At 48.9% G+C, this 25,685-nt stretch carries 21 protein-coding genes and 3 tRNA genes; 21 read left to right on the forward strand and 3 right to left on the reverse strand.

What is annotated here, in order from left to right:
* Positions 1-24 precede the first annotated feature (24 nt).
* The 7 genes from MKX41_RS02390 to MKX41_RS02420 all read left to right on the forward strand — a co-directional run bounded on the left by MKX41_RS02390 (position 25) and on the right by MKX41_RS02420 (position 5,072).
* Positions 25-315 carry a hypothetical protein gene (locus MKX41_RS02390; RefSeq protein WP_340968471.1) on the forward strand — a complete coding sequence of 97 codons (291 nt, stop codon included), beginning with the start codon at positions 25-27 and terminating at the stop codon, positions 313-315.
* Positions 316-418: 103 nt separating this feature from the next.
* Positions 419-571 (forward strand): hypothetical protein, encoded by a 153-nt coding sequence (locus tag MKX41_RS02395; protein WP_340968473.1) that lies wholly within the window; start codon positions 419-421, stop codon positions 569-571.
* Between the two features lie 55 nt (positions 572-626).
* The gene (locus MKX41_RS02400) at positions 627-1,427 is read left to right on the forward strand and encodes a hypothetical protein (RefSeq protein ID WP_340968475.1); all 801 of its coding nucleotides are present in this window, start codon (positions 627-629) and stop codon (positions 1,425-1,427) included.
* A gap of 114 nt (positions 1,428-1,541) precedes the next feature.
* Complete coding sequence (locus tag MKX41_RS02405; RefSeq protein ID WP_340968478.1) at positions 1,542-2,063, forward strand: phage distal tail protein; 522 nt, start codon at positions 1,542-1,544, stop codon at positions 2,061-2,063.
* Between the two features lie 13 nt (positions 2,064-2,076).
* A complete protein-coding gene (locus tag MKX41_RS02410) occupies positions 2,077-4,233 on the forward strand; it encodes a phage tail protein (RefSeq protein WP_340968480.1) in 2,157 nt (718 codons plus the stop codon).
* A gap of 117 nt (positions 4,234-4,350) precedes the next feature.
* Positions 4,351-4,815 carry a hypothetical protein gene (locus tag MKX41_RS02415; RefSeq protein WP_340968481.1) on the forward strand — a complete coding sequence of 155 codons (465 nt, stop codon included), beginning with the start codon at positions 4,351-4,353 and terminating at the stop codon, positions 4,813-4,815.
* Positions 4,816-4,901: 86 nt separating this feature from the next.
* Positions 4,902-5,072: a hypothetical protein gene (locus MKX41_RS02420; protein ID WP_340968482.1), complete on the forward strand. Its 171-nt coding sequence runs from the start codon at positions 4,902-4,904 to the stop codon at positions 5,070-5,072.
* Here MKX41_RS02420 and MKX41_RS02425 read toward each other — a convergent pair whose 3' ends face one another.
* Positions 5,073-5,282, reverse strand: coding sequence for a hypothetical protein (locus tag MKX41_RS02425; RefSeq protein ID WP_340968483.1), 210 nt, complete (start codon positions 5,280-5,282; stop codon positions 5,073-5,075).
* A 97-nt stretch (positions 5,283-5,379) separates the two neighbouring features.
* Between MKX41_RS02425 and MKX41_RS02430 the strand changes: the two genes are divergently transcribed.
* From MKX41_RS02430 to MKX41_RS02455, 6 genes are all read left to right on the forward strand, one after another.
* Positions 5,380-5,574 carry a hypothetical protein gene (locus MKX41_RS02430; protein WP_036679177.1) on the forward strand — a complete coding sequence of 65 codons (195 nt, stop codon included), beginning with the start codon at positions 5,380-5,382 and terminating at the stop codon, positions 5,572-5,574.
* A complete protein-coding gene (locus MKX41_RS02435) occupies positions 5,571-5,888 on the forward strand; it encodes a hypothetical protein (RefSeq protein WP_340968486.1) in 318 nt (105 codons plus the stop codon). Before MKX41_RS02430 ends, MKX41_RS02435 begins: the two co-directional genes overlap by 4 nt.
* Positions 5,889-5,890: 2 nt before the next feature.
* Entirely contained in the window at positions 5,891-6,586 is a 696-nt protein-coding gene (locus MKX41_RS02440; RefSeq protein WP_340968487.1) for an N-acetylmuramoyl-L-alanine amidase, read from the forward strand.
* A 4-nt stretch (positions 6,587-6,590) separates the two neighbouring features.
* Positions 6,591-6,845: a hypothetical protein gene (locus MKX41_RS02445; protein WP_340968489.1), complete on the forward strand. Its 255-nt coding sequence runs from the start codon at positions 6,591-6,593 to the stop codon at positions 6,843-6,845.
* A 310-nt stretch (positions 6,846-7,155) separates the two neighbouring features.
* Positions 7,156-7,231: transfer RNA gene (locus MKX41_RS02450), tRNA-Ala, on the forward strand.
* 10 nt (positions 7,232-7,241) lie between these two features.
* Positions 7,242-7,314 (forward strand) — tRNA-Lys (locus MKX41_RS02455).
* A 517-nt stretch (positions 7,315-7,831) separates the two neighbouring features.
* On the opposite strand, the gene MKX41_RS02460 is transcribed toward MKX41_RS02455, so the two are convergent.
* Positions 7,832-7,993 carry a hypothetical protein gene (locus MKX41_RS02460; protein WP_340968490.1) on the reverse strand — a complete coding sequence of 54 codons (162 nt, stop codon included), beginning with the start codon at positions 7,991-7,993 and terminating at the stop codon, positions 7,832-7,834.
* 243 nt (positions 7,994-8,236) lie between these two features.
* Complete coding sequence (locus MKX41_RS02465) at positions 8,237-9,067, reverse strand: hypothetical protein (protein WP_340968492.1); 831 nt, start codon at positions 9,065-9,067, stop codon at positions 8,237-8,239.
* 535 nt (positions 9,068-9,602) lie between these two features.
* On the opposite strand from MKX41_RS02465, the gene MKX41_RS02470 reads away from it, so the two are divergent.
* The 8 genes from MKX41_RS02470 to MKX41_RS02505 all read left to right on the forward strand — a co-directional run bounded on the left by MKX41_RS02470 (position 9,603) and on the right by MKX41_RS02505 (position 25,672).
* Complete coding sequence (locus MKX41_RS02470) at positions 9,603-13,913, forward strand: S-layer homology domain-containing protein (protein ID WP_340968493.1); 4,311 nt, start codon at positions 9,603-9,605, stop codon at positions 13,911-13,913.
* Positions 13,914-13,942: 29 nt separating this feature from the next.
* Positions 13,943-18,076 (forward strand): DUF4855 domain-containing protein, encoded by a 4,134-nt coding sequence (locus MKX41_RS02475; protein ID WP_340968495.1) that lies wholly within the window; start codon positions 13,943-13,945, stop codon positions 18,074-18,076.
* A gap of 493 nt (positions 18,077-18,569) precedes the next feature.
* A tRNA-Lys gene (locus MKX41_RS02480) sits at positions 18,570-18,642 on the forward strand.
* Positions 18,643-19,050: 408 nt separating this feature from the next.
* The gene (locus MKX41_RS02485; RefSeq protein WP_340968497.1) at positions 19,051-20,832 is read left to right on the forward strand and encodes a sensor histidine kinase; all 1,782 of its coding nucleotides are present in this window, start codon (positions 19,051-19,053) and stop codon (positions 20,830-20,832) included.
* Positions 20,833-20,868: 36 nt separating this feature from the next.
* A complete protein-coding gene (locus MKX41_RS02490; RefSeq protein ID WP_340968498.1) occupies positions 20,869-22,413 on the forward strand; it encodes a response regulator transcription factor in 1,545 nt (514 codons plus the stop codon).
* A 105-nt stretch (positions 22,414-22,518) separates the two neighbouring features.
* Positions 22,519-23,850, forward strand: a complete 1,332-nt coding sequence (locus MKX41_RS02495; protein ID WP_076283303.1) for an extracellular solute-binding protein — start codon at positions 22,519-22,521, stop codon at positions 23,848-23,850.
* Between the two features lie 32 nt (positions 23,851-23,882).
* A complete protein-coding gene (locus tag MKX41_RS02500) occupies positions 23,883-24,755 on the forward strand; it encodes a carbohydrate ABC transporter permease (protein ID WP_042186574.1) in 873 nt (290 codons plus the stop codon).
* 56 nt (positions 24,756-24,811) lie between these two features.
* Positions 24,812-25,672 carry a carbohydrate ABC transporter permease gene (locus MKX41_RS02505; protein ID WP_042193549.1) on the forward strand — a complete coding sequence of 287 codons (861 nt, stop codon included), beginning with the start codon at positions 24,812-24,814 and terminating at the stop codon, positions 25,670-25,672.
* The last annotated feature ends 13 nt before the right edge of the window (positions 25,673-25,685 follow it).

The following is a 25,685-nucleotide window of genomic DNA, read 5'->3' on the forward strand; positions in this document are numbered from 1 at the left end:
GCGGATTAATTAGGGGGTGTTAATGTGGGATTTACAAAAACAATTCAATACCGAGGTTTGGACGTGCCGCATGCATATCATCGTATTGATACAACTACCGGTGCAGACGGTCTTTGTAGTGCAAGTTTAAATATATATACATCTCGACAATCATTCATTGATGGTGAAGGATATCTCGATCAAATTACAGTGACATATCCAATCTCTTATGGATCAGGGGCAGGAGCTGACAAAAACCAAGGTTATGACTATTTGCTGGGGTTACCAGAGAATGCTGATGCATCACCTGTTTTTGAAGGTAATCAACCGGATTAATTCACAAACAGAATAAACAGTGTTAAAAGCACTTTTTTACATTGTTGGTTACTTTCAATAAAAAGATTTTAAGGGTAAGATTTATTTAAAGGAGAGAGTAATTATGAAAAAGGAAATATTGTTAGAATTAATAAATCAATTACCTGATGATTCTTACATTGGATTAAGTGAAGTATCTTTTGATGGGACCCCTAACTTTAAACCTATTGAGAAAATTGAGTACGAAGAGTATAACAATGTCTTTATTATAAAATAAGTTTTCGCTAAAAATTGTACATTATGGTAATCTATCTTTAAAAAGAGGTAGAACTATGTCCAATTTTGCTCCCTTTTCAGATAATCCTTTGAACAGTATGAACACCTTAGAATTACTCCAGCGATTAGAGAAATACAAGAAAGTAGATCTTAAAAGAATTAGCCAAAGCGATTTATTTGATTTAACTTTAACAACATTACCTATCTTGAATATTTGTTCCCGAAATATAAACATGGGAACAAAGTTGTTTAGGGTTCGTAGAAAAAGAGCTGGTATGCTGTTTGAAAGTAAATTAGATGCATGGTATCCTGATCCGAAATATGTGACAGAGATGCAACGATTAAATGATATTGGTGAACCAATGTTGTATACTTCTTTCGATCAAGCAACACCATTCTATGAAAGTAAGGCAGCAACAGGTGATTCGTTTGCGCTTTTTGAATATGAAGTAAAAAAAGACCATATTATCCAAGCTACATCTATTGGAATGAATGATGGAGTCCTTGGTGGTATGCTTAATGAACAAGGTATAATTAATGATAAAATTATTGAACAATTTTTACACACAGAATTTACCAAAGAGGTTGGAAGTGGTACTGAATACTTATATAGAATATCTAATATGTTAGCTAAGAATTTTTATGATATCCCCAATTGTGACGGGTATATGTACCCGTCTGTTGCTATTGGTAGTGGAATAAACGTAGCGATAAAGCCTAAATCAGTGGATGAAAAGTTGTTATTAAATAGTGTAACTAATGTAATAGTCATTAATTTAACTCTAGACAGTAATGTCGAAGTGAGTATAGAAAGTCGAAGTACTTCTATAGAGGCCGAAGGCAGAATTAATTATTGAACATTCGGACCATACTGCGCACTAATACGCACTCACACACGCAAGCCCTCGCCACCACAAGCGAGGGCTATTTTTGCGTAGCAATTATTTACGTTAGAAAGGAGACGCACGCCTATGTCGTTTCTCGGCGCATTCAATCGAGCGCCCTTTAATCGCCCTTACGTTATCCAAACGTTCTTTAACGTTACGATTGCATCCGAAACGGGCGTATCTGCACGTTTAAACGCAGACTTCGCGGTCGGCATCGTATTTGACGCAGTGACGGAATTTAACGGAGCCCCAACGCGCGACATACCGTCCGCCGCAGTATTCGAATCGGCTACGGAGTTACTCACGTCAATGATCCGCGAACGCCTACACACGGCTGGCATCCGGTCAGCTACGCAATTTAACGCAAAAGTCCGCTATATGCATGTCGACAAGCTCGCGTTTACTGGCGGTTTCAACCCCGGCGATAAACTCGTCATCGACGTTAAGAAGCAGACGATTACGCTGAACGGAGTTAACGCGATCCACTTACTCGACGGAGATTTCTTCGAACTCGGACTCGGACTTAATGAAGTCACCTACGCGGATAACGAAGGTGCTCGCGAAATCCTAACGCGCATTACGCATCGCGACCGTTACTTATATTAAAGGAGGCGCACATTTGACTAACGCACTACAATCGTACGACCGTTTCCGCAAACGCATCGGCATCCTACGCGACGCATACGATATCACACGAACGCGGCGGATTAACGCAGATTATACGCTGACTTTCACCGTTCCGATGACGTCCGATGATTTCCGCGATAAGTTGCCGCTGAAAGGTCACGTAATGGACGAGCGCGGTCAATACTACGTAATTAACAAGCGCGAACGATCACGTGAGGACCGTAAGTTGACCGCGCAGATATCGTGTTCGCACGTCATGTTTAAACTGGCGGATTATAAATTCCCGTACGCTTCCTATATTAAAGAGGGCTACGGAATCCATATCACGCAATTAACAGCGCTCATCTCGGCGGCAACCGGTGGGCGCTTTTCTATTGCGGTCGAGGATACGTTCGATCTCGCGGACGTTAAAGCGTTCGGCGGCGGCAACTGTCTCGAAGCGCTCAACGCAGTAATAAACCTGTACGGCGCGGAGGTTGAGCCGGATAACTTTACGCTTCATCTGCGCAAGAAGATCGGCAATCCCGCGTCAGACTATCGGATTCAAGTAACGCGCAATCTTATCGCGGCATCTTTTACCGACAGTGCATCGTCATTGTGTACGCGACTATATGCGGAAATGAAAGATTCGCGGACTTGGATCGGCCAGCCTGCGTCGATATTAACTGCGGAGGAACAGGCGCGACTTAGCGTGATACCTGGCGCGATCATTGACGGTATTTTACGCGTCAATTACCTCGTATCTCCGTATGCTGACGCGTGGGCTTCGGATAGCGTTCCGTTTTACGACGACTTGTTAACGGAGCAAGACGTAACCGATCCGCTTAAACTCGTAGCTGCCGCGAGATTGCGCTTAGCCGAACGTGAAGTGCCTGCGCTTGAAGTATCCGTTAGCACTGCGGATTTATTTAAGATCGATAAGCAAGAAGCGCGTCCCGGCCTCGGCGATACGGTAACGCTCGTAGATCCAGCGCTCGGCTTAACGGGCATCACAGCGCGAATTACGGAAATGACGGAGTATCCGTATGCGCCCGACAAACATACGCAATTAACGGTTGCGAACGTAATGAAACGTGACTATACGCAAATACTCGCGGACTTGGAGGCGGGACGGCGCGCGATAGAGAACGTATTTAGTGGCGGGCGAATCAGAGCGGAAGTATTCGAGGAGTTCGCGCGGCTTGCGGTCATTGAGATTAACGAATCGAAAACGGAGATTAAATATGATACGCGAGGAATCGTACTGCAGAGCCGTGTAGATGCAAACGACCAAGTTATCCTTACTTCGAACGGGATCATCATCACCACGGACGGCGGTGCAACTGCACGGACTGCGATTACAGCGGGCTACATCAACGCGGAAGTAATCAGCGGTCAACTTGGTAGCTTCGTCAGCCTCGTAATTGGTAGCGGAAATGATATCGTTAAGATTAATACGAACGGTATTAGCGCCGGCCATGCGGATTTCGGCAGCGCGCCTTTCCGTTTAGATATGGCGGGCAACGTCGTGCTCAATAAGCTGACTGCTAACTCTGCAAATATTCTATCGTCCAACTTTACGAATGGCGCGATCGTCGGTTCGTCGATTAACGTTGGTAACGGAATGTTTACCGTAACGAGTGGCGGAATCATGAGCGCGGTTGACGGTAACTTTAGCGGACATATAAGCGCGTCGACTATTACAGGCGGTACGGTGACTGGCGCTAAGATACAAACGTCAGACTCCGTATATCCACGCGTAGTGATCGATCCGACAAGCGTGGCGTTCGGCATTTACGCAGGGCCTAACGATGGGATACTTATCCCCGCGTATGATGGCGGAGTTAGTAAGATCCGTTTCTTAGCGAATGGTAACGAGTCTACGATATATAACTCGCCTAGCGTCGGGCTTGCGTTGAGTGCATACGGAAACCTTACTTTAGCGGGAACTAACATTGATTTGCAGCCGAGCGGTAGTGTACGGTTGAGTTCATGGTCTAAGCTTCGAATAGATAACGGGACAACGTTGCAGGGAGAAATCGATGCTCTTTGGAACGCAATCGCTACAAAAGCCAGCCTATCTCATTCACATTCTGTAACGTTGCCTTCTCATAATCATGGGAACCCTGCCAACGCGAATAGTGGAGGCGGAACCTATTCAGTAGCCTAACGTAATGGTATGATAGGGTAAATATACCAAAAGGAGGTTGCTATCATAAAAAAGTTTATTTCTGGAATAATTGTCGGAGCGCTATTATTTACGGGCGCTTCTGCATTTGCGGACTCAGTGGGTCTAATAGGACAAAAAGTACAAGGGATATTTACGGTTGAAAAAGGCGGAAAAAAAGTAGCTGACGCCATTATTATAAACGGAACAGCATACGCTCCAGTTCGCGCGGTATCTGAGGCGACGGGTGCGATACTAACCGTGGAGGGGAAAAAGATCATTATGGGTGACGTGGTAGTAGGAGGGGTCTTACCTAGTCGTGACGTGAGCGTTTCCAGTGAGTTGAGTACGAAGCGCGATGAAGTGGTCGCTGAGATTGAAAAGAAAGCACAACAAATCGCTAATCACAAAGAACTTCGAATAAAGGTGTGGGAGACCTTTATAAAAGAAAATCCAAACTCGACAACTATACCGCAGTGGCAGGCTTCTTTAGACGAAGCGAATACTCAGTTAGTACAATTTGAAAATGAACTCGCATTCTATCAAGCAGAGTTAGCGCAGATCAACGCCGCACTCGGCGAATAGTATACGCAAAATAACGAAGAGTCTCGTGCTACGGACGTAACGTCCTACGCATCGGGGCTCTTTTTAATTAACGGAGGGATACGAATATGATTATTAACGGACAGAACTTCGAACAGATTGTAATTACACGTAAAGAGAGTGGAAGCCTTACGACCGAGGACGGTCAACACGAAGTAATTGCTATTTTATCAGACGACGGTGAGTGGATAGTAAAGGACGGCTATGAAATACAGGCGATGCCAGCATGTTTGTATTAGTTAACCTAAGTTATTGCCTTCTTTCCCATCAGGGTTAGAACGAATAACATTCTTTCCATCAACCTTCATTACGTGGTATCCGTCATACTTGTCTATGTTTTTTGCTACATGACCTCTAGTGACTATTTCGCCAGTCAGATTATCTTTGAATTTTTGATTAAGGCCAGTTGAGCTTTCTTGAATCACTTCTAATCTCGGTCTCTTAGTCATGTTAAACCTCCTCTACATATAGGGGCTGGCATCACAATTATTATACTACATGTAGTCGAACATGTCCTGATATTTCCAAATCGAAGGAGTCTAAATTATGAAAGTACGCGCATTACTCGAATGTACGATAGATACCGCTAACCCTGCGCCAGAACTCGCCGCAACTATTAGCGCAGTCCTAGCCGCATTACCTAACGCTGAATCCCGCCTATCCGTACTCCAAACGCTCGACGACGAGATCGGCCGCGCACTTGCGGATTATCTCGCACCTGAAACGGAGGCGACCGCTTGATGGACGGAACACTTTGGGCGGAGGTCGCCAAGAACGGAATATTTGCGGTAGCAGCCGCAGTCATCGCGTGGACACTATGGAAAGAGATGCGCCGAATGTCCGACGAAGCGCGCGCGCGTGAAGAACGCATAAGTACGGAAGCTAAGACGGAACGCGAACGGATGCACAGCGAAGCAATTGCGCGGGAAGACCGCTTGATGAAGCTGGCGGAAGGACTGACGGATCGATTCGAAGCGCTGGCCGGTCAATACGAGAACCTGGCGCTCGATGTCCGCGATATTAAAACGATAGTACACGGAAAGGATGCTGCGTAAATATGGGCGATTTTAATTACCGCAAGGATTGTATACCGAAGACAACCGCGTGCAACCGGCGACCTGGATACGCTATGTCTGCGACTACTATTACGATTCACAATACGGGCAATCCGACGTCCTCGGCAGCGAATGAACGCGCGTGGCTGACGAATCCAACTAACGCGCGCCAAGCGTCATTCCATATCGTAGTCGACGAAAAGGAAGCGGTCGAATGTCTTCCGCTGAATGAGAACGCATGGCATAGCGGAGACGGTAGCGCAGCAAAATCCGGCAACCGTACGTCGATCGGCGTAGAGATATGCGAAAGTGGTAACTACGCAAAGACGCTCGATAACGCAGCGAGTCTCGTAGCATCAATGCTAAAGGAACGCGGATGGGGTGTGGATAGACTACGCCGACATTACGATTGGTCCGGTAAAATATGCCCGCGCTTAATGTACGATAGCGGTAAATGGACCGGATGGACGGCATTTAAAGCGCTAGTAGAGGCGAAGTTAAATCCGATTAAACAGGAGGCTAACGATATGATCGTATATAAAGCGAACGTAGTAGTTAACGGATGTAAGGCGAAGGACGGCGTATTGATTGACGGAGCAGTGTACGTTCCATTGCGCGAGATGTCCGATCAGTTTGGCGCTGCAATCGCATGGGATAACGTAACGAAAACCGCAACTATTACGAAGGAGGCGAAATAATACGATGAACAAAAACGATATCTTACGCAAATTATCATCGCGGAAGTTTTGGGCGCTATTAGCTGCGCTGGCAACATCGGTACTTACGGCTTCGGGCGCGGGAGATAATACGGTGCTGCACGTAACCGGCGTCATTGGCGCGGTGGGTGCGTGCGTTGCGTATATGCTAGCGGAGGGGATTTCTGACGCAGCGAACAAAGTAAGCGGAGACCTTGCGGATAGTACGCGAAGTACGAACGGGGATACGACGGAAGATTAACGATAAAAAGGCGCAGTTCTTACGGGGAAAATACCGTAGGGGCTACGCCTTTTTTTTTGCGTTTACAGTGATGCGCTGAGCGCATATCCGTCTAGGGGACGTACGTGAACGAAGAACGGCGCTACATCAACGTTTCTCAGCCGCATAAAAATAAAATCGCAGATATGCGCAGAAAAATCTTGCAGCGATGCGCTCCCGTGTGATATATTATTTAGGCGGAAAGAATACGAGCGGATTGACTGAACGCTAAAAACCGTTGATACGAGCGGGTTGTACGTTGACTGACCGTTGACATAACGGAGTATTTCGCGGGGCCATAGCTCAGCTGGGAGAGCGCATCGCTGGCAGCGATGAGGTCAGGGGTTCGATCCCCCTTGGCTCCACCAAACTTCATATGGACTCTTAGCTCAGTTGGTAGAGCAGTAGACTCTTAATCTATTTGTCCAGGGTTCGAGCCCCTGAGAGTCCATCCTAAAGAAACGGCAGAAATGCCGTTTCTTTTTTGTTGTTCAGGAAGCGGAGTGACGATTTATTTGGTTTTGATCGTGGTATAGTTTGGGTAGATAAATCGTACAATGCAAAGAGAGCCGTGCGGAAACACGGCTCCCAGTGCAATAGCCGCTTTTAAGGGCGGCGGCTTTCAGGTATTACGGGCAGAAATAGACCGCATCCTTTGGACTAGGGCGGTCTATTTCTTTTTGAGGTAATTCAGAAGCTCAATGCTAAAAGGTAGAACAAGTTGAAATGCAGGCTCTCCAGACCTATATTCCTGTTTGGCGCGAGGTATTTAAGAAAGCTTCTACTGCTAAAAAGAAAATGATGCTTAGTACGATCATTGAGTGTGTTAGGGTTTACCGAGATTCAGTAGAACTGACGTTAAAATTGAACATTAGCTCGTTTTTAGCGACTTCAAGTGTAAGTAGTCTAAAAGGTAATGATTATGATTTGAAGGCTGGCGAGCAAGTGCATGGCATTCATTATGGAAATCAGTTTTCAGGCATTTTCCAGCCTAATTCATCATCCCACACGGCATCGATATCATCCAGGTGAACATGCCATTCACCACCGTCTACTTTTCTACGTATCTCGGTCAAACATTTCAACCAATGAAATAAATCGTTCAGCAAATCTTCAATCTGATCCGTCATGGACAGCTTGGTAGCGCCAGCGAAGATCTCCGTTGATCTGGACGAATCGAATTTGTACTCTGTGAAAGACTCCGCCCGGTCTTTCCCTTCAAAATCCTGATCATAACGTTGGACAATGGCTGTGATTGCTTGTTGTTCGCTTTCTGTTAGGACATATTCCCTCGTGCATGTGTAATAAATAGAAACACTGATAAGTCATTCCCCCCAAACATAGAAATGGATGCGATATCCAGTTCCTGTTTATTACCCTCCAAAAGTCGAAAGCAAACTAGGCCAAACCTGCATTCTGGCGCCGCATGAAGGACAATTCATTTCCCCGGCCAAATACGGCAATTGGTTCAAAAAAGAGGAATCGCCCAGCTGATCGGCTCGCTCCGCCAGTATTTGATGTTCCGCTTCAACGAATGCCTCAACGGGAGTAACCTCATGTGCGGCCTGAAGGGGTTCGAATACCGGATCTTCCGCGAATGCTTGTATACGACCGCCTTCTCCGCTCGGCCACAAGTAAGCCTCTTGATTACATGCTCCGCAAACGGCCACATATTCGTCGCCAGCCGTAAAATTCAGAAACATGTTTGCCACGCTCTGGGATTCCCGATAAGCCGCGTCGGCAATGAGAACATATCTTTTTTCGCTATCGCTGCTTATTTCTTGTTTGGCGTAGGCCAACATCTCTGCAACAAGCGAAGCAAGCTCCGCTATCGCTTTTAAGTAAGATTGGTACATCTCCGCGCAAACCTCGTTTCCCGCTTCAGCAGCAAGTTCGTTCCAATCCGAGGGATACGGCTCAGATCTTGTTTTGTCATGACACGACTCGATAATCCCGCAAGTGATGTAGATTTCATGGCGCACTTCCATATTTTTTGATGCGAGAGCAAGTTTGGCCAGATAAGGTACTGCCGCGTAAGTGACGGTATAGATCGTATTTTGGTGATATAAGTGCTCCTGGAATAGCTCGTCGAAAACTTCTTTATCGAAATCAAGCATCAGACGCTCCAACAGTTCAGGTACCATTTCGCCCGACTCGTAAGGACCGGTTAGCTTGCCCCACAGTTCGCTGTTTAATTGTAACAAGAGGAATCACTCCCATTCCTATTCAAGTGGATACATTTTCTATATTATCCTATAAGATCGGCGGGTCCTGAATAGGGCAACGGATATACTCCCCCTCGAGAATAGGGCTTAAAGCCTAGGACGATTCCCCTTAATTCCACATCAAATGCCAAGATTTGTTCATGGGTCTAGTCGTTTTAGACTCCCGTGACGGGTAGACGGAGAATGTGCAGGGCGTAGCGTATCCCCCTAGGCTCTATTTCCATAACATGAAGAAAAGCCAATTCTACTGAAATGGCTTTTTTTCTTTTTCACTACTCTTCGAAAGGATCACGATTTTGTACTATTAATGAGCATGAGATATGACAGAAATGCTGGCATGCTTGATTCACCTTAGAAGGCCGAATGTCCACATTTGTATATGTATTGTAAAGACAAGTATATCGATGAAACGAATGCCCCTACTTATAATAAAATTGCTGCAGCAGTTGAGCATGGAGGGTCATGCGGTAAGCTGGAGTAAAATTCGAGCTAATAAACAACGGGGGGGATCTTAGTGCGTTTACGGTATAGGAATATTTTTTTAGTGTTTTTTGTTACCGCTTTCATTTTAGTTGCTGTTTCATCGGAGAAGTCCGACGCCGCAACAGGTAATCTGGCTTTAGGAAAGACGGCTTATTCGTCGTCGAACGAAGTAGACTTTTTCGGGCCTGAGAAAGCGGTCGACGGTGGCAATCGGGATGCAAGCCGCTGGTCTTCGGAAAGAACGGATGACCAGTGGTTCTACGTTGATCTGGGCGAGCCTGTAGAAATTGGAAGAGTAATCATCAACTGGCAGACTCCGGCGGAACAATATCAAGTTCTCGTGTCTGACGATGCGGTAACCTGGAGGAACGTATTCGCGGACAACCGCGTGCTCGTCGCCCGCGGATCAGTCGAGGATACGATCGATTTTGAGCCGACACTGGCGCAATACGTTAAGTTCCAAGGAGTAACGCGACGTCCAATTGAGGGTATCTATTACGGATACTCCTTCTGGGAATTCGAGGTATACAAGGGCAAACCGCTGTTGCCGCCTATGATGGATGCGGTCAAAAACAGCATCGTCGTCTCCGAGGGAGACACTCAGCTGAACCTGCCCGCTGTACCGGATGGTTATACGCTGACACTGGTGAACACGGACAGCTTGCCGGTGATCGACGAGCAGGGCAATATTCATGCGCCGCTTGTGGATACTCAGGTTCAGCTGCTGCTGCAAATCGAGAGCGACAGCGATCCGACATATCTGTTAGCGGATAATGCGCTAGTCACCGTACCCGGTCTCTACGAGCAGACGAGCGATCGGAACCCGGAGCCGCGAGTCATTCCTTCTTTGCGTGAGTGGCTGGGCACAACCGGCGAGTTCCGCTTGACGGATAAATCCAATATCGTCATTCGCGCGGAGGATGAAGCGGCTCTGCAGGGGACGGCCAATATTTTGCGGAAGGACTTGCTTGATTTAACGAAGCTTCCGCTGACGGTTACGGTTGGTTCACCTCAAGAGGGGGACATCTATTTGGTGCTGGATGCCGCGCAAACGGGATTGGGGACAGAGGGCTATGAGCTGAATATCGGCGAATATACTTCCGTCGCTGGCTCCGATCAGACGGGCGTCATGTTCGGCACAAAAACGATCCTTCAACTGCTCGGCCACGATGCCGATCATAAGACGATGCCCAAGGGGCAATCGCGCGATTATCCGAAATACGCGGATCGAGGCTTCATGCTCGATGTGGGCCGCAAGTTTTATACGATCGAATTTTTGCGGGATTATGTGAAGTTGATGTCCTACTATAAGATGAACCGGTTCCAGATTCATCTGAACGATGATGTCGGCGATGTCGGTTACTTCCGTCTGGAGAGCGAGAAATTCCCGGGAGTGACGAGCAAGGACGGCTTCTATACGAAGCAGCAATTCAGAGACCTGCAGCTGCTTGGGATGGAATACGGCGTAAACGTCGTGCCGGAAATCGATACACCGGGCCATTCCGGCGCGTTCATCGCTTACGACCCTAGGTTGGGCAGCAACAATCAGCTGGATATCAATCGTCCGGAGACGCTCGACTTCATTAAAGAACTCTTTGACGAGTATCTCGACGGCAGCAATCCGACCTTCGTCGGCCCGGACGTGCACGTCGGCACGGATGAATATTTCGGCGACGACAAGGAGGCGTTCCGCAGGTACGCGGATATGCTCCTTAACCACATTAACAGCAAAGGCAAGCGCGCTCGTCTGTGGGGCAGTCTGTCCGCATATGACGGCACGACGCCAGTCAGCAACAATGCGACGATGGACATCTGGTATGAGCAGTACGGAAGTGTCTTGCAGGCCATTAAGCTTGGCTACGACGTTGTCAATACCAACACGAACTTGCTCTATATCGTTCCGCAACTGTACCGCAGCTATTTGAATTACGATTTTATTTACAATGAGTGGGAGCCTAACGATTGGCTGGAGACGAAGCTTCCTTATGGGCACCCGCAGGTAAAAGGCGGCATGTTCGCGCTCTGGAACGACGTGTCTGTAGAGAAGGGCGTCTCCATGGCGGACTCGCATCAGCGTATCTTGCCTTCCATGCAAGTGTTGGCGGAGAAGCTGTGGAGAGGCAACCGCGTCGACCGGAACTTTGCAAGCTTCCAGACGGATGCCGCAAAGTACGTGGACCCGCCGGGTGTTCATCAGTCGCACAAGCTTCAAGTCGACAATGAGCGCAATATCGTTCTCGATTATACTTTCGACGAGGGCTTCGCGGATCGTTCGGGCAGCGGCTTTGACGGCAACGCGGTGAATGCAGGCACGGAGAAGGGAATCTTCGGGCAAGCAGTAAGGCTCAAAGGCGGAGCCAGCTACGTGGAAACGCCGCTTCGCACGCTCGGTTTCGGATGGACGATGTCCATGTGGATCAAACCGGACGCTGACAACCCGCAAGGAGCTGTGCTGCTGGAATCTCCGGATGGACAGCTGAAATATAACATCGGGGGCAGCGGCAAACTGGCCATCACGAAAGAAAACTACGTCAGCGAATTCAATTATAAGCTGCCGACCGACCGCTGGACCCATGTCATTATGATCGGCGACGACACGGGGACCTCCATCTTCATTAACGGCAGTGAGTATACGGCTACTCTCAAAGACGGCTCCAAGTTGGAAACGTTCGTATTGCCAGTAGCCAAAATAGGCAGTGAAACGAATGCTTTTAAAGGCTTGATTGACGAACTCATCGTAAGGAACATCTACGTGGACCTGCATGGAAATCTGGCTTTGCATAAGCAAGCCGAATCCTCGCTGCCGGAATCCTCGTCCTACACGGCGGACAAAGCGGTGGACGGCAGAGGGGACACCAGATGGTCCAGCAATTGGGTGGACGATACCTGGTTCATGGTGGATCTGGGTGAAGTGAAGAACATTGATGCTGTATCTATTTTGTGGCAAACGGCTTACGGTTCGAAGTACCGCATTCTCGTGTCCGAGGACAAGGAGAACTGGACGAATGTCGTGAAAGACAACAACGGTGAGATTAACGGCAAGCCGGGACGCGTCGTGACTACCTTCCAAAGCACGCCGGCCAGATACGTGAAGTTTGAAGGCGTATCCAGAGCTACCATGTTCGGCTATTCCTTTGAGGAATTTGAAGTGTACGGCGAGGAATATAAGCTCGGCAATATACGGCCGATTATCGACCTGTTGACGGCTATCGAGGCCTACAAGCTCGTGGAAGACAATTATTCTCCTGAGGGCTGGGCACAGCTTCAACAGGCGATGGTACAAGCGACTGCGGCGATTCAAACCGCCCAGCTGACTCGTCCTGAGGCCGAGCAGGCGTATGCCGGGCTGAGCGTTGCGCGCGATCGTCTAACGATCGAAGACGTAATGGGTCTGATCGAGCTTAATGTGAATGAAAGCATTGCCGCGAATCTCTATCTACCGCAGAAAGGACAGCTCGGCACGCGTATCGTCTGGAGCAGCTCGAAGCCCGACTATCTGAATGCCAACGGACAATTGTTGCAACGTCCGTCAGGCAGCGACATGGAGGTCGTGCTGACCGCGACGATCAGCAAGGGAGATGCATCCGCGAAAAAAACGTTCAAGATCAAAATCAAAGCGTTGCCTAGCTCTGGTGGCGGAGGATGGGTTCCGACTCCAATAACTCCAGATCCGGAAGAAGGCCAAAACGGCGGTTCGAATCCGGGAGGCGGAGATCCAGGCAATGGCAATGAGAACGGCAACGGCAATGGCAATGGCGGGGAGTCTGGCGGATCGACAACGGTTCGACTGAACGATATTGCGAGCCATTGGGCAAAAGCGTCCATCAAACGGGCCGTTGAGCTTGGATTCGTAGCGGGCTATACCGACGAGACGTTCAAGCCGAATAAGACGGTCAGCAGGGACGAATTCGTAGTCATGTTGGTCAAAGCGTTGAAGCTGCAAGGTACGAACAGTTCGCTGGACTTCGCGGACGCAAGCTCAATTCAAGCTTGGGCGAATCCTTATATTGCGCAAGCCTTGGAATCCGGCCTGATCAGCGGCTATGCGGATGGGACCTTCCGTCCGAAGGCTTCAATTAGCCGAGCAGAACTGGCAGCGATGATTGTTCGCAGCTTGGGCCTGAAGACTTCGGAAGGGCATGAGCTCTCTTATGCTGACGCGGATCAAATCCCGGCTTGGGCGAAGCCGTATGTGGCAGCAGCCCAGAAGGCGGGAGTAATGAACGGTCGCGGGGACAACCGGTTTGCCCCGACAGCCTCGGCGACGCGTGCTGAAGCTGTGGTCGTCATTCTGAACATGCTCGATGCGCTTGCAGAATTGCAAGCGCAGGAGCAGAACTAATTATGTATAGAAAGAGAGCGTGAGCTTAAGTGAAAACTAGACGAAGTTTGACTGCTTTGCTGCTTGTCCCGGTCATGCTGTTCTCGTTGATATCCTCCGTGTATGCGGAGGAGCCGGGCGGAGAGAGTGCCAGCTTTTATAATTTGGTTCAAGGGAAAACGTACACATGGTTGGATCAGCCGGAGGACGCTTTCCCGGATGACGGGACGAAGCTGACGGACGGCAATGCCGTAGACACATCCCGTGACAGCGGCAACTGGGTGGGCCACCGCTACAAGAAATCCCGTTCGGTTGTGTTTGATCTAGGCGAGCAAAAAACGATCAAGGACGTGAGCGCGCGTTTCTTGCAAGATTGGCCGAACAACGAAACGCTTGTACCGCTCACCGTTTCATTCTACGCGTCTGACGATGGGGTGAACTGGGGCGTATTGTCTCATAATGCGACTAAATTGTTATGGGGCGATCAGACCAACACCGAGACGTATAAATGGGACGGCAGCCCAGAGACCGGAGTCGTCAAGCGTGGCGATTATACCGAAGGATTGGTTTACGCTCAGTATGTGAAAGTGGTGTTCTCCGTGCATCCGAGGGCGTGGACTATGATCGACGAGGTGACGATAACCGGCGCGGACGGCTTGATCGACGGAGCCCAGCCAGTGCAGCCCGAACCTTATGGTCTCCAGCAACCTGGGGAGGCTACTGGCGGGATTGAAAATTTGGGCTTGCTGTATAACGGGCATTACCCGGATGGTACAGGAACCTGGACGAAGGAACGGGTTATCCCTAATATCAGCTATGTGAACAAGCAGGGAGAGCCTGTCGATTGGCTGTTCGACGGCGTGCTGTATCTGGGTTTGACGTCGGAAAACGGCAGAGGCTTCGGCGCGGTTGAAGCGGCCGGCAAAGCCAGAAGAGTGGAATGGGAATGGTATTTAAATAAAACGTTTAACGCCGGCGGCGATATGAGCGCGCTGAACGAGGCGACGGCCGAGGTAGGCGCGAAGCTTGGCGAGCCTGACCGTAAGACGAAGGTTGTTATGATGATACCCGATCCGGGCGAATATCAGTCCGATTTTGGCAGCATTAACGATGAAAATCTGGACTTCAACCTAAGTGTGGTCGGTAATGACGTATCGCTGAACAACCGGGCCAAAGCGATTCAGTGGTGGACCGATGAAGTGCAAGCAAGATGGGCGGCTGCGGGCTACTCGAATCTGGAGCTCGTCGGCATGTATTGGCTGGAGGAACAAATAAGCACGCATTCGACTGGCCCGGAGATGGTCAAGAAAGCGAGCGACATCGTTCATAACGCAGACCTGAAGATGTTCTGGATCCCTCATTCTTTGGCTTATAAGAAATTCATGTGGAAGGATGTCGGCATCGATGCCGTATCTCTGCAGCCGAACTATTTCTTCGAGAAAATGGAGTTCTCGCGTCTGGAAGATACAGCGGATATGGCGAAACGGTACGGCATGTCGCTGGAGCTGGAGTTCGATGACCGGATGATCAATGACGCCGTCTTCCGCGAGCGGTTCATCGATTACTTGAACAGCGGCGTGGATACAGGGCTAATGCAGCAAGGGTATAGAGCGTATTATCAAGGCAACAACGCCATTTTCAGCGCGGCGAAAAGCGAGGATCCTGCTATCCGCGTCCTCTACGATTGGCTGTACCAATTCGTGAAGGGCACTTATCAGAAGCAAGACGCCGCTGCGCCTGATGTTGTAGCGCTCATGAACGGGGAGCCGATCTCGGAGCATACGATTGTGCCTGATACGACACAGGCCGCCTTCACCTGGGCCATTCCGGGAGATGATGACAGCGGTATCGTCAAAGTAACGGCCAAGTATGACGGCAAACCTTATACGCAAGGAACTATAGTAGATCTGACGGGCAAGCCGGGCAAGCATGTGCTGGAGCTGACGGTGGCGGCTGCCAAATCCAAGACGGTTAAGTTCGTAATAGAAGCTCGTTTGGGCGCTGAAGGTCTATTGGCTCTTGTTGATAAATACGCAGACAACAAGCAGCTTAGCAATGCCGATACGGTACGCGCTATGCGCAACGCTCTGATTATGATGGAGCGTACGCAAGAGAGCGATCCTGAGGAAGCCATAGGCTATTTGCTGGCATTCAATGCGAAGCTGGAAGGGGCTAAAGGCCTTGAATTTGTAACGGAAGGCGCTTATACGGCCCTGAAGGAAGGCGTGTATTACGAGATTGGCAGCATCGCACAAGACAAAGAAGCAGAGGCATCCTCGACGGAAGCCGCAGGTCTAGAGCCTTCTAAGGCGCTGGATGGCGCACCGGGTACGCGCTGGGCGAGCCAAGTGCGCGATACGGCTTGGTTCCAGATCGATCTGGACAGCAAGCAAACCTTCGATACGGTCCGCATCGATTGGGAATATGCGCGCGCGGACCAATACCGTCTGAGCGTCTCGGATGATAAGCAGACGTGGGAGCCCTTGAAAGTCGGCAACAATGGCGTGGTTAAAGCGTCCGACGGCAAGAATACGCTGGTATTCCCGGCAACGACGGCGAGATACATCAAGTTTGAGGGACTGAATCGGGCTACGTTCTACGGTTATTCCTTCTATGAATTCGGCGTGTACAATCTTTCCCAGCGGCAAGAGCTGAAGACATTGGACGGCATACAAGCCGCCGTGGACGCCTCCACGAAGAAAGTTACGATCAATGGGTTAGTCATGAACGGCAAGAAAGAACATTTGTATGTCAAAGTGCTTGACCCAAAAGGCAACATTCAATATACCGGCCAGACGGGCACTGAGGATGACGGAAGCTTCCGCATCGCCTTTACGTTGACCGGAGAAGAGCAAGGACTGTATACGGTCGAGCTTGAAACGGATGACATGACGACTCCAGCGCAGGCCGCCTTCGAATATCGCAAGCCGCCTTCCACTGGCGGAGGCAATGGGGGCAGCATTGGAGGCGGTTCGGCGCAAGATCCGTATACGTTGCAAACGTACGATTCAGTCAAAGCCGTGCTTGTCCCGACATTGAAAGGCAATCAGGCTGTGGCTTCGGTCGGAGTAGCAGATCTGAATGCCGCGATTCTCAAGGCAACAGCCGACAGCAACGGCAACAAGCATATTCGTCTTGAATTGAAGCTGTCGAACTCGGCTGTCAGCTATGCTTTGGAGCTTCCCGCAGCTAATCTGACGAACCAGTCTAATCTGATTCTGCATATCTCCACGCTGTATGCCCAGCTTGCTTTGACTGGCGACATGCTGGCTGGAGTCAAGGAGAATGCCGGAAAGCTGCTCGTTATCGTAAGCGACCATGCAGGCGAGTATCGCGGCAACGAAGCGGCTGGCCGGATCGGCAACAGGCCAATCGTTGAAGTTGCATTGCAACTGGACGGTGAAGCTCTGTCTTGGAATAATGCGAAGGCACCGATTTCCATTGCGATTCCGTATTCGCTTCAAGCGGGCGAGCAAGCTGCTGATCTGCAAGCTTTCGAGCTGACGGGAGACAGCGCGACGGCAATTGATGGCACGTCTTATGACAAAGACAAGGGCGTACTGCGATTCTCCATCGACCAAGTCGGCGTCTATGCTGTCGGCGGCAAGAAACCAGTTGCGTTCACTGACCTTGGCAAGTATGAATGGGCGCGCGAGGCAATAGAGAAGCTGGCCGAAAGAGGCATCGTCAAAGGCACTTCGATCGAAAATGGCACTTTCAGCCCCGCAAATCAAGTAACGCGAGCTGAATTTATCCTTATGCTGGTGAACATGCTTGACCTGCGCGCCGAGATTACCTCGACGTTCACCGATGTGAAACCGAATGATTATTACTACGATGCGGTATCCATCGTCAAGCAATTGGGAATCGTTTCGGGAGTGAACGAAGTTAACTTTGCTCCTCGTGACTCAATCAGCCGCCAGGACGCTATGGTTATGCTAACCCGAGCGCTTCAAACAACGGGGGCAATCAAGCCGTCCGCATCCGGTTTAACACTTGAGGGCTTCCGTGATGCGAGCCAGATTGCGCCATATGCTGCGGACAGCGTGGCAACTCTGTTCGAGCATGGGCTGGTTACGGGCTCGGGCGGCTATATGAAGCCGAAGAGTACGACCAGCAGAGCGGAAGCGGCGACGTTCTTGTATCGCGTTCTTCAATTAATCGAGGGGCAGCAGCAGGAGTAGACGCGGAAACAATTGATTAAAGCACATTCCGATTAGTGCGGCAACGCGACCGGAATGTGCTTTTTCGACGATACAGAATAAAACTTCCTGAATGGACGGATGAAGCCGGTAAGCCGTCCCGCGCTTCCGCGATGAACTGCGGGCGCGTGATGGCGCCTCCGCCCCCCCACGTAAGCCGCCCCGGCGCGCATGGCCGACGCCGCTTCCTCGTGTGTCCTGATGCGCCTTCCGCGACGAACGGTAACGCACTGCGCTTCGCTCATTCACCGGACGAGCTCCAGGTCGGGGCCTTCGGACCGAGGGGCATGCGGCGTATAGCCGGATAACGTCGTCCCGACGAAATCCATAGAATGGATTGCAAGTTGTTTTTTTGGAAAATTTTTGATTGCCTCGGGGTGTCTTTGGTAGTGAAACCAACAACGGCGGGAGAGCGCTTCGCTGGCAGCGATGAGGTCAGGGATTCGATCCCCCTTGGCTCCACCAAACATCATATGGACTCTTAGCTCAGTTGGTAGAGCAGTAGATTCTTAATCTATTTGTCCAGGGTTCGAGCCCCTGAGAGTCCATCCTAAAGAAACGGCAGAAATGCCGTTTCTTTTGTTGTGTGGAGAGTGGAGTGGCTTTTTATTAGGTTTCTTTCATGGAATAGTTTGGAGAGAAAAAATGTGCAATGCAAGCGAGCCGTGTGGAAACACGACTGCCGGTGCAATAGCCGCTTTTCGAAGGATCAAACAGGAAATAGACTGTATTCCTTTGCGAGAGGGCGGTCTTTTTTTTTGTGCTGAGGTAAGATCCGGTGCTCTCTCCCGGTACATCGACGACCTCAAGACCAGGCAATGCTTCATCAAGTCAACAATAGACTCTAGTCGGGACGAGCGACTTAGGTTAATATGAAAGCGCAAACATGTTTTCTGGAAGTCTTGAAAGCTACAATTTAGCAACAGAGCATAAAGGTAATCTGAACGGAGGATAAGATGGAAAACTGGTTGGGTAAATCGTTAAAGCAGAAGCTGAGCTTGTTGATTATTATTTCGGTATTGGTACCGGTGTTGTCTCTGGGACTGTTCTCCTATTATATTGCTGAAAGCTTAACGGAAGAGAAAGCGAAAAGTTCAGGCATGAACACGCTTAGGCAAATTGGGGCCTATTTGGAAAATATGGTGAGCGATGTTGAGAATCTATCACTATTCCTCATTGGCCACCCTGATGTCCAAAGCTATTTGAAAACACCGGAACACGATTTGCTAAAGCAAACCTCGATCGTTAATTTACTTACAACATTATCGATTTCCAAACCATATATCGCCAATGTCATGATCGAATCGAATGAAGATAATAAGCCGTCGGTTTCCTTCAGATCCGTCCTCGAATCAGAATGGGCCGATATTCAGAGCGAATATCCCAGTTATTATGAGAAATATCCTAAATGGTGGTCTCCGGTACATCACTTCGTTACATCGGACGGCAAAGAGGATGTCATTACGATGTCGCGGCCGATTCGCAGCACATCAAAATATTACGATATCGGCATGCTTAAAATTAGCTTGACGCAATCGGTTATCTCTAGCCATTTAAAGCAAGCTGGACTAGAGGGTGAAGGCGTCGCCCTGCTGTTGGACGAACAAAATCGGATATTGGCAGGGCCGGAAGGGTATTCGACTAACAAGAACTTGAACGATTATTTTCCCGGAATAGTTGAATTCAAGGGTAAGTTGGGCTCGTTCGATTACCGAGAAGCGGAGGAGCGGAGTACAGTATTATACTATCAGATGCCGAATGTTAACTGGAGACTCGTAGGTATCATTCCGGCAAAAGCTTACAGAGCGCAGAACCAGTATTTTTTAACGTTAACTGCAATTGCAGTCAGCATTTCCATGCTTTTTGTCATCGCTTTTGTACTTGTACTTATTCAAAAGGTGACGAAACCGTTGTCTGCATTAACGAAGTTTCTTAGGAATTCCAGCCCAGACGAGCCGCTGCCGACGCTGCCCGTCACATCGATCGATGAGGTTGGACAACTGATTATTAGCTATAATCGGATGAGCTCGCGAATTATTAATTTAACCGATGAGGTGAAGCTGAGCGAAGCGTTGAAGAAGGAAGCGGATATGTCGGCACTTCAAGCGCAGATCAATCCGCATTTTCTATATAATACGTTATCGTCAGTCCACTGGATGGCGCTAATGAAGGGAGACGAAAAAATCGCGGATATGGTCGGCTCATTGAGTGATTTTCTTCGGTTCAGCTTAAATAAAGGACAGGAATATTGTGCAATCAGCCAAGAAATTTTGCATGTAGATCATTATGTGAAAATCCAGTCCATTCGATATCCGGATAAATTTGATTACGAGGCGAATATTCCGGCGGAGCTGCTCGATATGAGAATGCTGAAGCTGCTGCTCCAGCCGCTAATTGAAAACGCGATGATTCATGGCATTCTGAAAAGAGAGGGTAAAGGAAGCATTATCGTTAAAGCGGTGTCAGCGGGAGAACGTATTACGTTTATCGTTCAAGATGACGGTGTCGGCATGAGCAGGGGAAGATTGGAGCTGCTGAGGGAGAAGATAAGCGCAAACTTGGGTATTGATCCGCTGAAGAATAATGACTCGGCAGGCAGCAGCTACGGATTGCGCAACGTGCATAATCGGCTGCAGCTTCATTATGGGCATGAAGCCGGTTTGCGGATCGAAAGCGTAGAAGGAAGCGGCACTAAAGTTAGTTTTACGATTATACCGATCCAATCAGAAATCAAATAGGCTACAACCTTTGTGGGAAGGAAGGAGAATGTGCATATGAAGCTTTTAATTGTAGATGACGAAGTCATTATTAGGACCGGCCTTAGCACGGTTATTAAATGGGAAGAGAATGGCATTGAGCTGCTCGCGCCGGCTGCTTCTGCAGAGGAAGCGCTGATGCGCATTCCGATAGAGTGTCCTGACATCATTCTAACCGATATTCGGATGACGGGAATGACGGGATTGGAATTGTCTCGCGAGGTTAAGCGGAATTTTCCTTATATTGAAATTGTTATATTGTCTGGATTCGATGATTTCGCATATGCACAGCAAGCGATGCGGGAAGGAATAAGTGATTATTTGCTTAAAAATAGCCGTCCTGGCGATATTATGACTGCGGTTATGCGCGTGAAGCAGCGTATCGTCAATAGACGGGAGGCTGTGCTTCAAGAATCCATTCATCAAACGGCATACCGTTGGAAGCAACTGGATCGGTTTCTTCGCGGGGACAATCTCCTGACGGAGCGTGAAAGTGAGGAGCTGTTGATCTATTATCCTGAGCTGAGGCTCGGATCGGATATGGAGAAGCTAGAGCTATGGCTAGTGACATCTGCATATCCACTGACAATGAAGGAGGAGACGGAAAGTGAAATGAATGAGGCGGCTGCGATGATTAGGGATTCACTTGGCTGTGTCATTCTTGATTGGGAATATGGATGGCTGCTTATTTTCCGCAGGGGGCAGCCGGGCGCGAAGCGATTGGTTAAGGCGTCGATGGAGCGGGCGGAGCGCGTTTATAGCCAGCCTTTTTTTGCAGCATGCGGTGTATGGGCCAGCAATTTGGCAGAACTTAGGGAGTCACTTCGCACCGCCGAACATACTGCCTCGTACCGCTGGTTGGCAGAGGAAGCAAGAATGCTGGCCTATGAGGATATTAAAGACCGGAAAGGAATGCGGACCGTTTGTACGGAAGAAGTGGAGAGTAAGCTAACCGCCGTTCTGAGAAGCGGGAGCCGAGAAGTCGTACAACAGTGGATTAAAGGTGAACTGGAGTGCATTAGACAGGATACGGAAGCGACGCCTTGTTCCGTTCAAGCGTATTTGCATTCCTTAATTGTTGGGGGGTACCGCTGGCTAGAGCGTGCAGCAGCATCCGTTGGTCAATCGATGCCAAAGCTTCCACAGATTGAACAGCTGGACATAAAGCTGCTTACTGCGAATCCAGAAGAAACTTTGCAGCAGATGCTGCTTGCAATCCATGCGCAGTATGAACGATTAAATGGCAGCCGGAATGAAGCCATTGATCGAACTGTAGCCTATATCCGCGAGCATCTTGCAGACAGCTTGTCTTTGGCGCAGGTAGCGGCATGCGTACATATGAATCCGAACTATTTTAGCAAGCTGTTTAAACAGGAAACAGGTAAGAACTATATTGAGTACGTAACTGAGGCGAGAATGGAATGGGCTAGCCGTTTGTTGAAGGAAACGCCAGCGAAGGTAAGTGAGATCGCTAAGCGGGTAGGTTACGAGGATATGAAGCATTTTAACCAGCTGTTTAAGCGTTACAGTGGCGAAACCCCTTCGCAATATCGTTCAAAATGAATAGACGAAGGTGAAAATATCCCCCGTATGGGCTTAACTTTCCCCCCTACGACTTCTCGTCTGTCTTATCTATACTAGGGTTATCACTAAAGGGGGAATATTTGAATGAAGAAGAGACTTGCGTTTGTAACGACAATTATCTTGATGATTGCCCTTTTGGCAACCGCTTGCAACAATAGCGGAAAAAAAGAGCAGAGCAATGGAGACAACAAAAGCTCTGAAGAAAAAACGAAAATTTCAATATGGCATAACTTCGCGGGTGACGACCTTCGTGCCAAAGCGGTTAGAGACCTGATCGACAAGTATAAAGAGGAGCATCCAGACGTTGAGGTAGACGCGCAAGCGATCCCGGTTGACGGTTATCGTCAACGCCTAAGCACGGTGGCTGCGGCAAATGAAATGCCAGACGTATTTTTCGTATATGCGGGCAGCCAATCCCAAGAGTTCTATGATGCCGGTAAGCTTCAACCGATTACAGAGTTGATGGATAAATACCCAGAATGGAAGAACAGTTTCTTGGCAGGTGCATTCGACCGCTATGAGTTTGAAAAAGGACAAATTTTCACAGCGCCGCTCGGTATGTCAGCAACTTCGTTCATGTATTATAACAAAGATCTTTTCGAGAAGCATAGTGTAAAAGTGCCGACGACTTGGGAAGAGATGATGACTGCAATTAAAACGTTCAACGACAACGGCATTACGCCGATTGCCCTCGGCAATAAAGCACCATGGGTTGCACAATCGACGATTATCGGTTCGTTGGCTGACCGCGTGACGGGCACGGAATGGTTCTTGAAAGCTGCAGCTCAAGATGGAGCGTCTTTTACAGATCCTGTGTTCATTGACGCTTTGGGCAAGTACAAAGAGCTCGTTGACAATAAAGCGTTTCAAGATGGCGCAAACAGCATCGACAACACGCAAGCAGAGCAATACTTCATTCAAGGCAAGGCAGCTATGATGATTAACGGCGCATGGTCGCTTACGAATCTTGCAGCATCTGCAACTCCTGAGCAGTTGGCACCTATCGAAGTCACAACAATGCCTGGCATAGAAGGTGGAGCAGGCAAACCGAATACGATTTCCGGTGGAGCAGGCGCAGGCTTCGCGCTTAACAAAAATACAAAAGGCGCACAGAAGCAGGCAGCACTTGATCTGATCTACGCAGTAAGCGGACCGGATGGCCAAAAGGCGATCGCAGAAAGCAACTCAATGGTTATGTACAAAGTAGAACTGGATAAGTCGAAAGTAAGCCCGCTTTACTTCAAAGCTTATGAATTGGCTGTGAATTCTGAAATTACGCCGGTATATGACGCCTATTTATCTGCTGAAGCAGGCGAAGTGATCAACAACGGTCTTCAAGAGCTTATGATGGGCGGTAAGCCGGAGGATGTAGCTAAAAAACTACAGGATGCGCAAGCGCGTTCGACTAAAAAGTAATCAGACAAAAGTACGTAAAGGAGGCTGTCGCCATGCCTGCATCATTGCGCAGCAGAAGCTTCGTCATCATGGCGCTGCTTCCTGCACTACTCATCTTTATCATCTTTGCGATCGTTCCGATTTTTTGGTCAGCTTACTACGGTTTCTTTGAGTGGAAGGGACTCGGTGCTGCTAAGCTTATCGGGTTGGATAATTATCGAATGATACTAGAGGATCCAGTATTCTGGAGAGCACTGAAAAACAACCTGATCCTTGTTGTCTCGGCAGTAATAGGTCAAGTATCGGTCGCATTGCTGCTGTCATTGTTCTTGCTCAAGAACACGATGTTCAATCGGTTGATGCGCTCCGCTGTATTTCTCCCGATGGTGCTGTCTACAGTCGTCGTCGGTCTCATCTGGGGCTATATTTATCACCCGCAAATCGGTTTGCTGAATCAATTATTGGAGACGCTGGGACTGGAATCTTGGCGCCGGCCTTGGCTAGACGACCCTAAAATCAATATGTTTGCCGTATCGATCCCGATTAACTGGGCGAATATCGGCCCGTATCTTATCATTTTCATCGCTGCACTCCAAAATATCTCTTCAGAAATTGAAGATGCTGCGAAGATCGACGGGGCGGTAGCCTGGAGAAAGCTATTTTTCGTGACGCTCCCGATAATTTGGGGAACAGTTGTTGTAACCATCGTACTGTGCATATCTGGAAGTTTGAAGGCATTCGACCATGTTATCGTCATGACGCGCGGCGGTCCTGCACAATCGACAGAATTGCTCGCCACATATATGTACAATAACACCTTTACGGTATACCGTTACGGCTACGGCTCTGCGGTATCCACAATGATTATTCTGATTAGCGCCGTGCTCATTGGCCTAAATCATATCATCACGAAGAGACGCGGCTAATGGGCGGTCGGCTAATGTTAGCCCGGCCGATGAAGGAGTGAATCGCTATGCAAGCAATGATAGACGCTCGGTCGGAGAAGATGAGAGGCTCGCTGTGGCGTAAGCCGATTTCCGGAATTGCGAAAATCATCCTGTTATTTTATGCCATAATTACATTGTATCCGCTATACTGGTTAGGAATAAGTGCATTCAAGTCGAATCAGGAATTTTTCAATCGTCCCTATTCCTGGCCGCAGCATTGGCAGTTCGACAATATAACCCGGGCATGGGATCTCGGAAATATGGGCCGGGCGGTGCTCAACTCCACAATTGTTACCCTCTCAGCACTGCTGCTGACCATTGTGCTCGGCATGCTTGCAGCTTATGTGCTTGCCCGGTTCCCATTCAAGTTGAGTGGCGTTATAAAAGGATTGTTCTTGCTAGGCATGCTCATTCCAATTCATAGCACACTCGTTCCATTGTTTATTTTCATGAACAAGCTCGGGATGCTGAATACGTACTGGTCACTCATCCTACCGTATACGGCATTTGAATTACCAATTGCGATCTTCCTTGGAATGTCCTACATCGTATCCATTCCGAGAGAAGTAGAGGAAGCGGCGATGATCGACGGCAACGGCTGGTGGGGAATCTTCGGACGCATCATTTTCCCATTGTCCCTGCCGATCGTCGCTACGATTACAATTCTTGCATTTTTGAGGTTTTGGAATGATTTCTCCTTCGCGCTCGTCTTTATTAATTCTCAAGCGTTGAAGACGCTGCCCCTCAGCTTGTCGCTCTTCTCCGATGGATTCGGAACGGACTACAGCTTAACGATGGGTGCGATGTTTATTGCTGCAATACCAACCATTCTCATCTTTTTGATCTTCCAAGAGCAAATTATGAAAGGCATGGTAGCAGGCTCGGTCAAAGGTTAACACCCTTGATCGA

This window comes from Paenibacillus sp. FSL R5-0475 (assembly GCF_038004585.1).
Classification (GTDB): Bacteria; Bacillota; Bacilli; order Paenibacillales; family Paenibacillaceae; genus Paenibacillus_AQ.

Coding starts and splice junctions, on each gene's coding strand:
- MKX41_RS02430 (WP_036679177.1), top strand. CDS start 5,380: ATGAAAGTACGCGCATTACTCGAATGTACGATAGATACCGCTAACCCT.
- MKX41_RS02485 (WP_340968497.1), top strand. CDS start 19,051: ATGGAAAACTGGTTGGGTAAATCGTTAAAGCAGAAGCTGAGCTTGTTG.
- MKX41_RS02490 (WP_340968498.1), top strand. CDS start 20,869: ATGAAGCTTTTAATTGTAGATGACGAAGTCATTATTAGGACCGGCCTT.
- MKX41_RS02425 (WP_340968483.1), bottom strand. CDS start 5,282: ATGACTAAGAGACCGAGATTAGAAGTGATTCAAGAAAGCTCAACTGGC.
- MKX41_RS02395 (WP_340968473.1), top strand. CDS start 419: ATGAAAAAGGAAATATTGTTAGAATTAATAAATCAATTACCTGATGAT.
- MKX41_RS02505 (WP_042193549.1), top strand. CDS start 24,812: ATGATAGACGCTCGGTCGGAGAAGATGAGAGGCTCGCTGTGGCGTAAG.
- MKX41_RS02440 (WP_340968487.1), top strand. CDS start 5,891: ATGGGCGATTTTAATTACCGCAAGGATTGTATACCGAAGACAACCGCG.
- MKX41_RS02500 (WP_042186574.1), top strand. CDS start 23,883: ATGCCTGCATCATTGCGCAGCAGAAGCTTCGTCATCATGGCGCTGCTT.
- MKX41_RS02420 (WP_340968482.1), top strand. CDS start 4,902: ATGATTATTAACGGACAGAACTTCGAACAGATTGTAATTACACGTAAA.
- MKX41_RS02495 (WP_076283303.1), top strand. CDS start 22,519: ATGAAGAAGAGACTTGCGTTTGTAACGACAATTATCTTGATGATTGCC.
- MKX41_RS02405 (WP_340968478.1), top strand. CDS start 1,542: ATGTCGTTTCTCGGCGCATTCAATCGAGCGCCCTTTAATCGCCCTTAC.
- MKX41_RS02400 (WP_340968475.1), top strand. CDS start 627: ATGTCCAATTTTGCTCCCTTTTCAGATAATCCTTTGAACAGTATGAAC.
- MKX41_RS02445 (WP_340968489.1), top strand. CDS start 6,591: ATGAACAAAAACGATATCTTACGCAAATTATCATCGCGGAAGTTTTGG.
- MKX41_RS02460 (WP_340968490.1), bottom strand. CDS start 7,993: ATGACGGATCAGATTGAAGATTTGCTGAACGATTTATTTCATTGGTTG.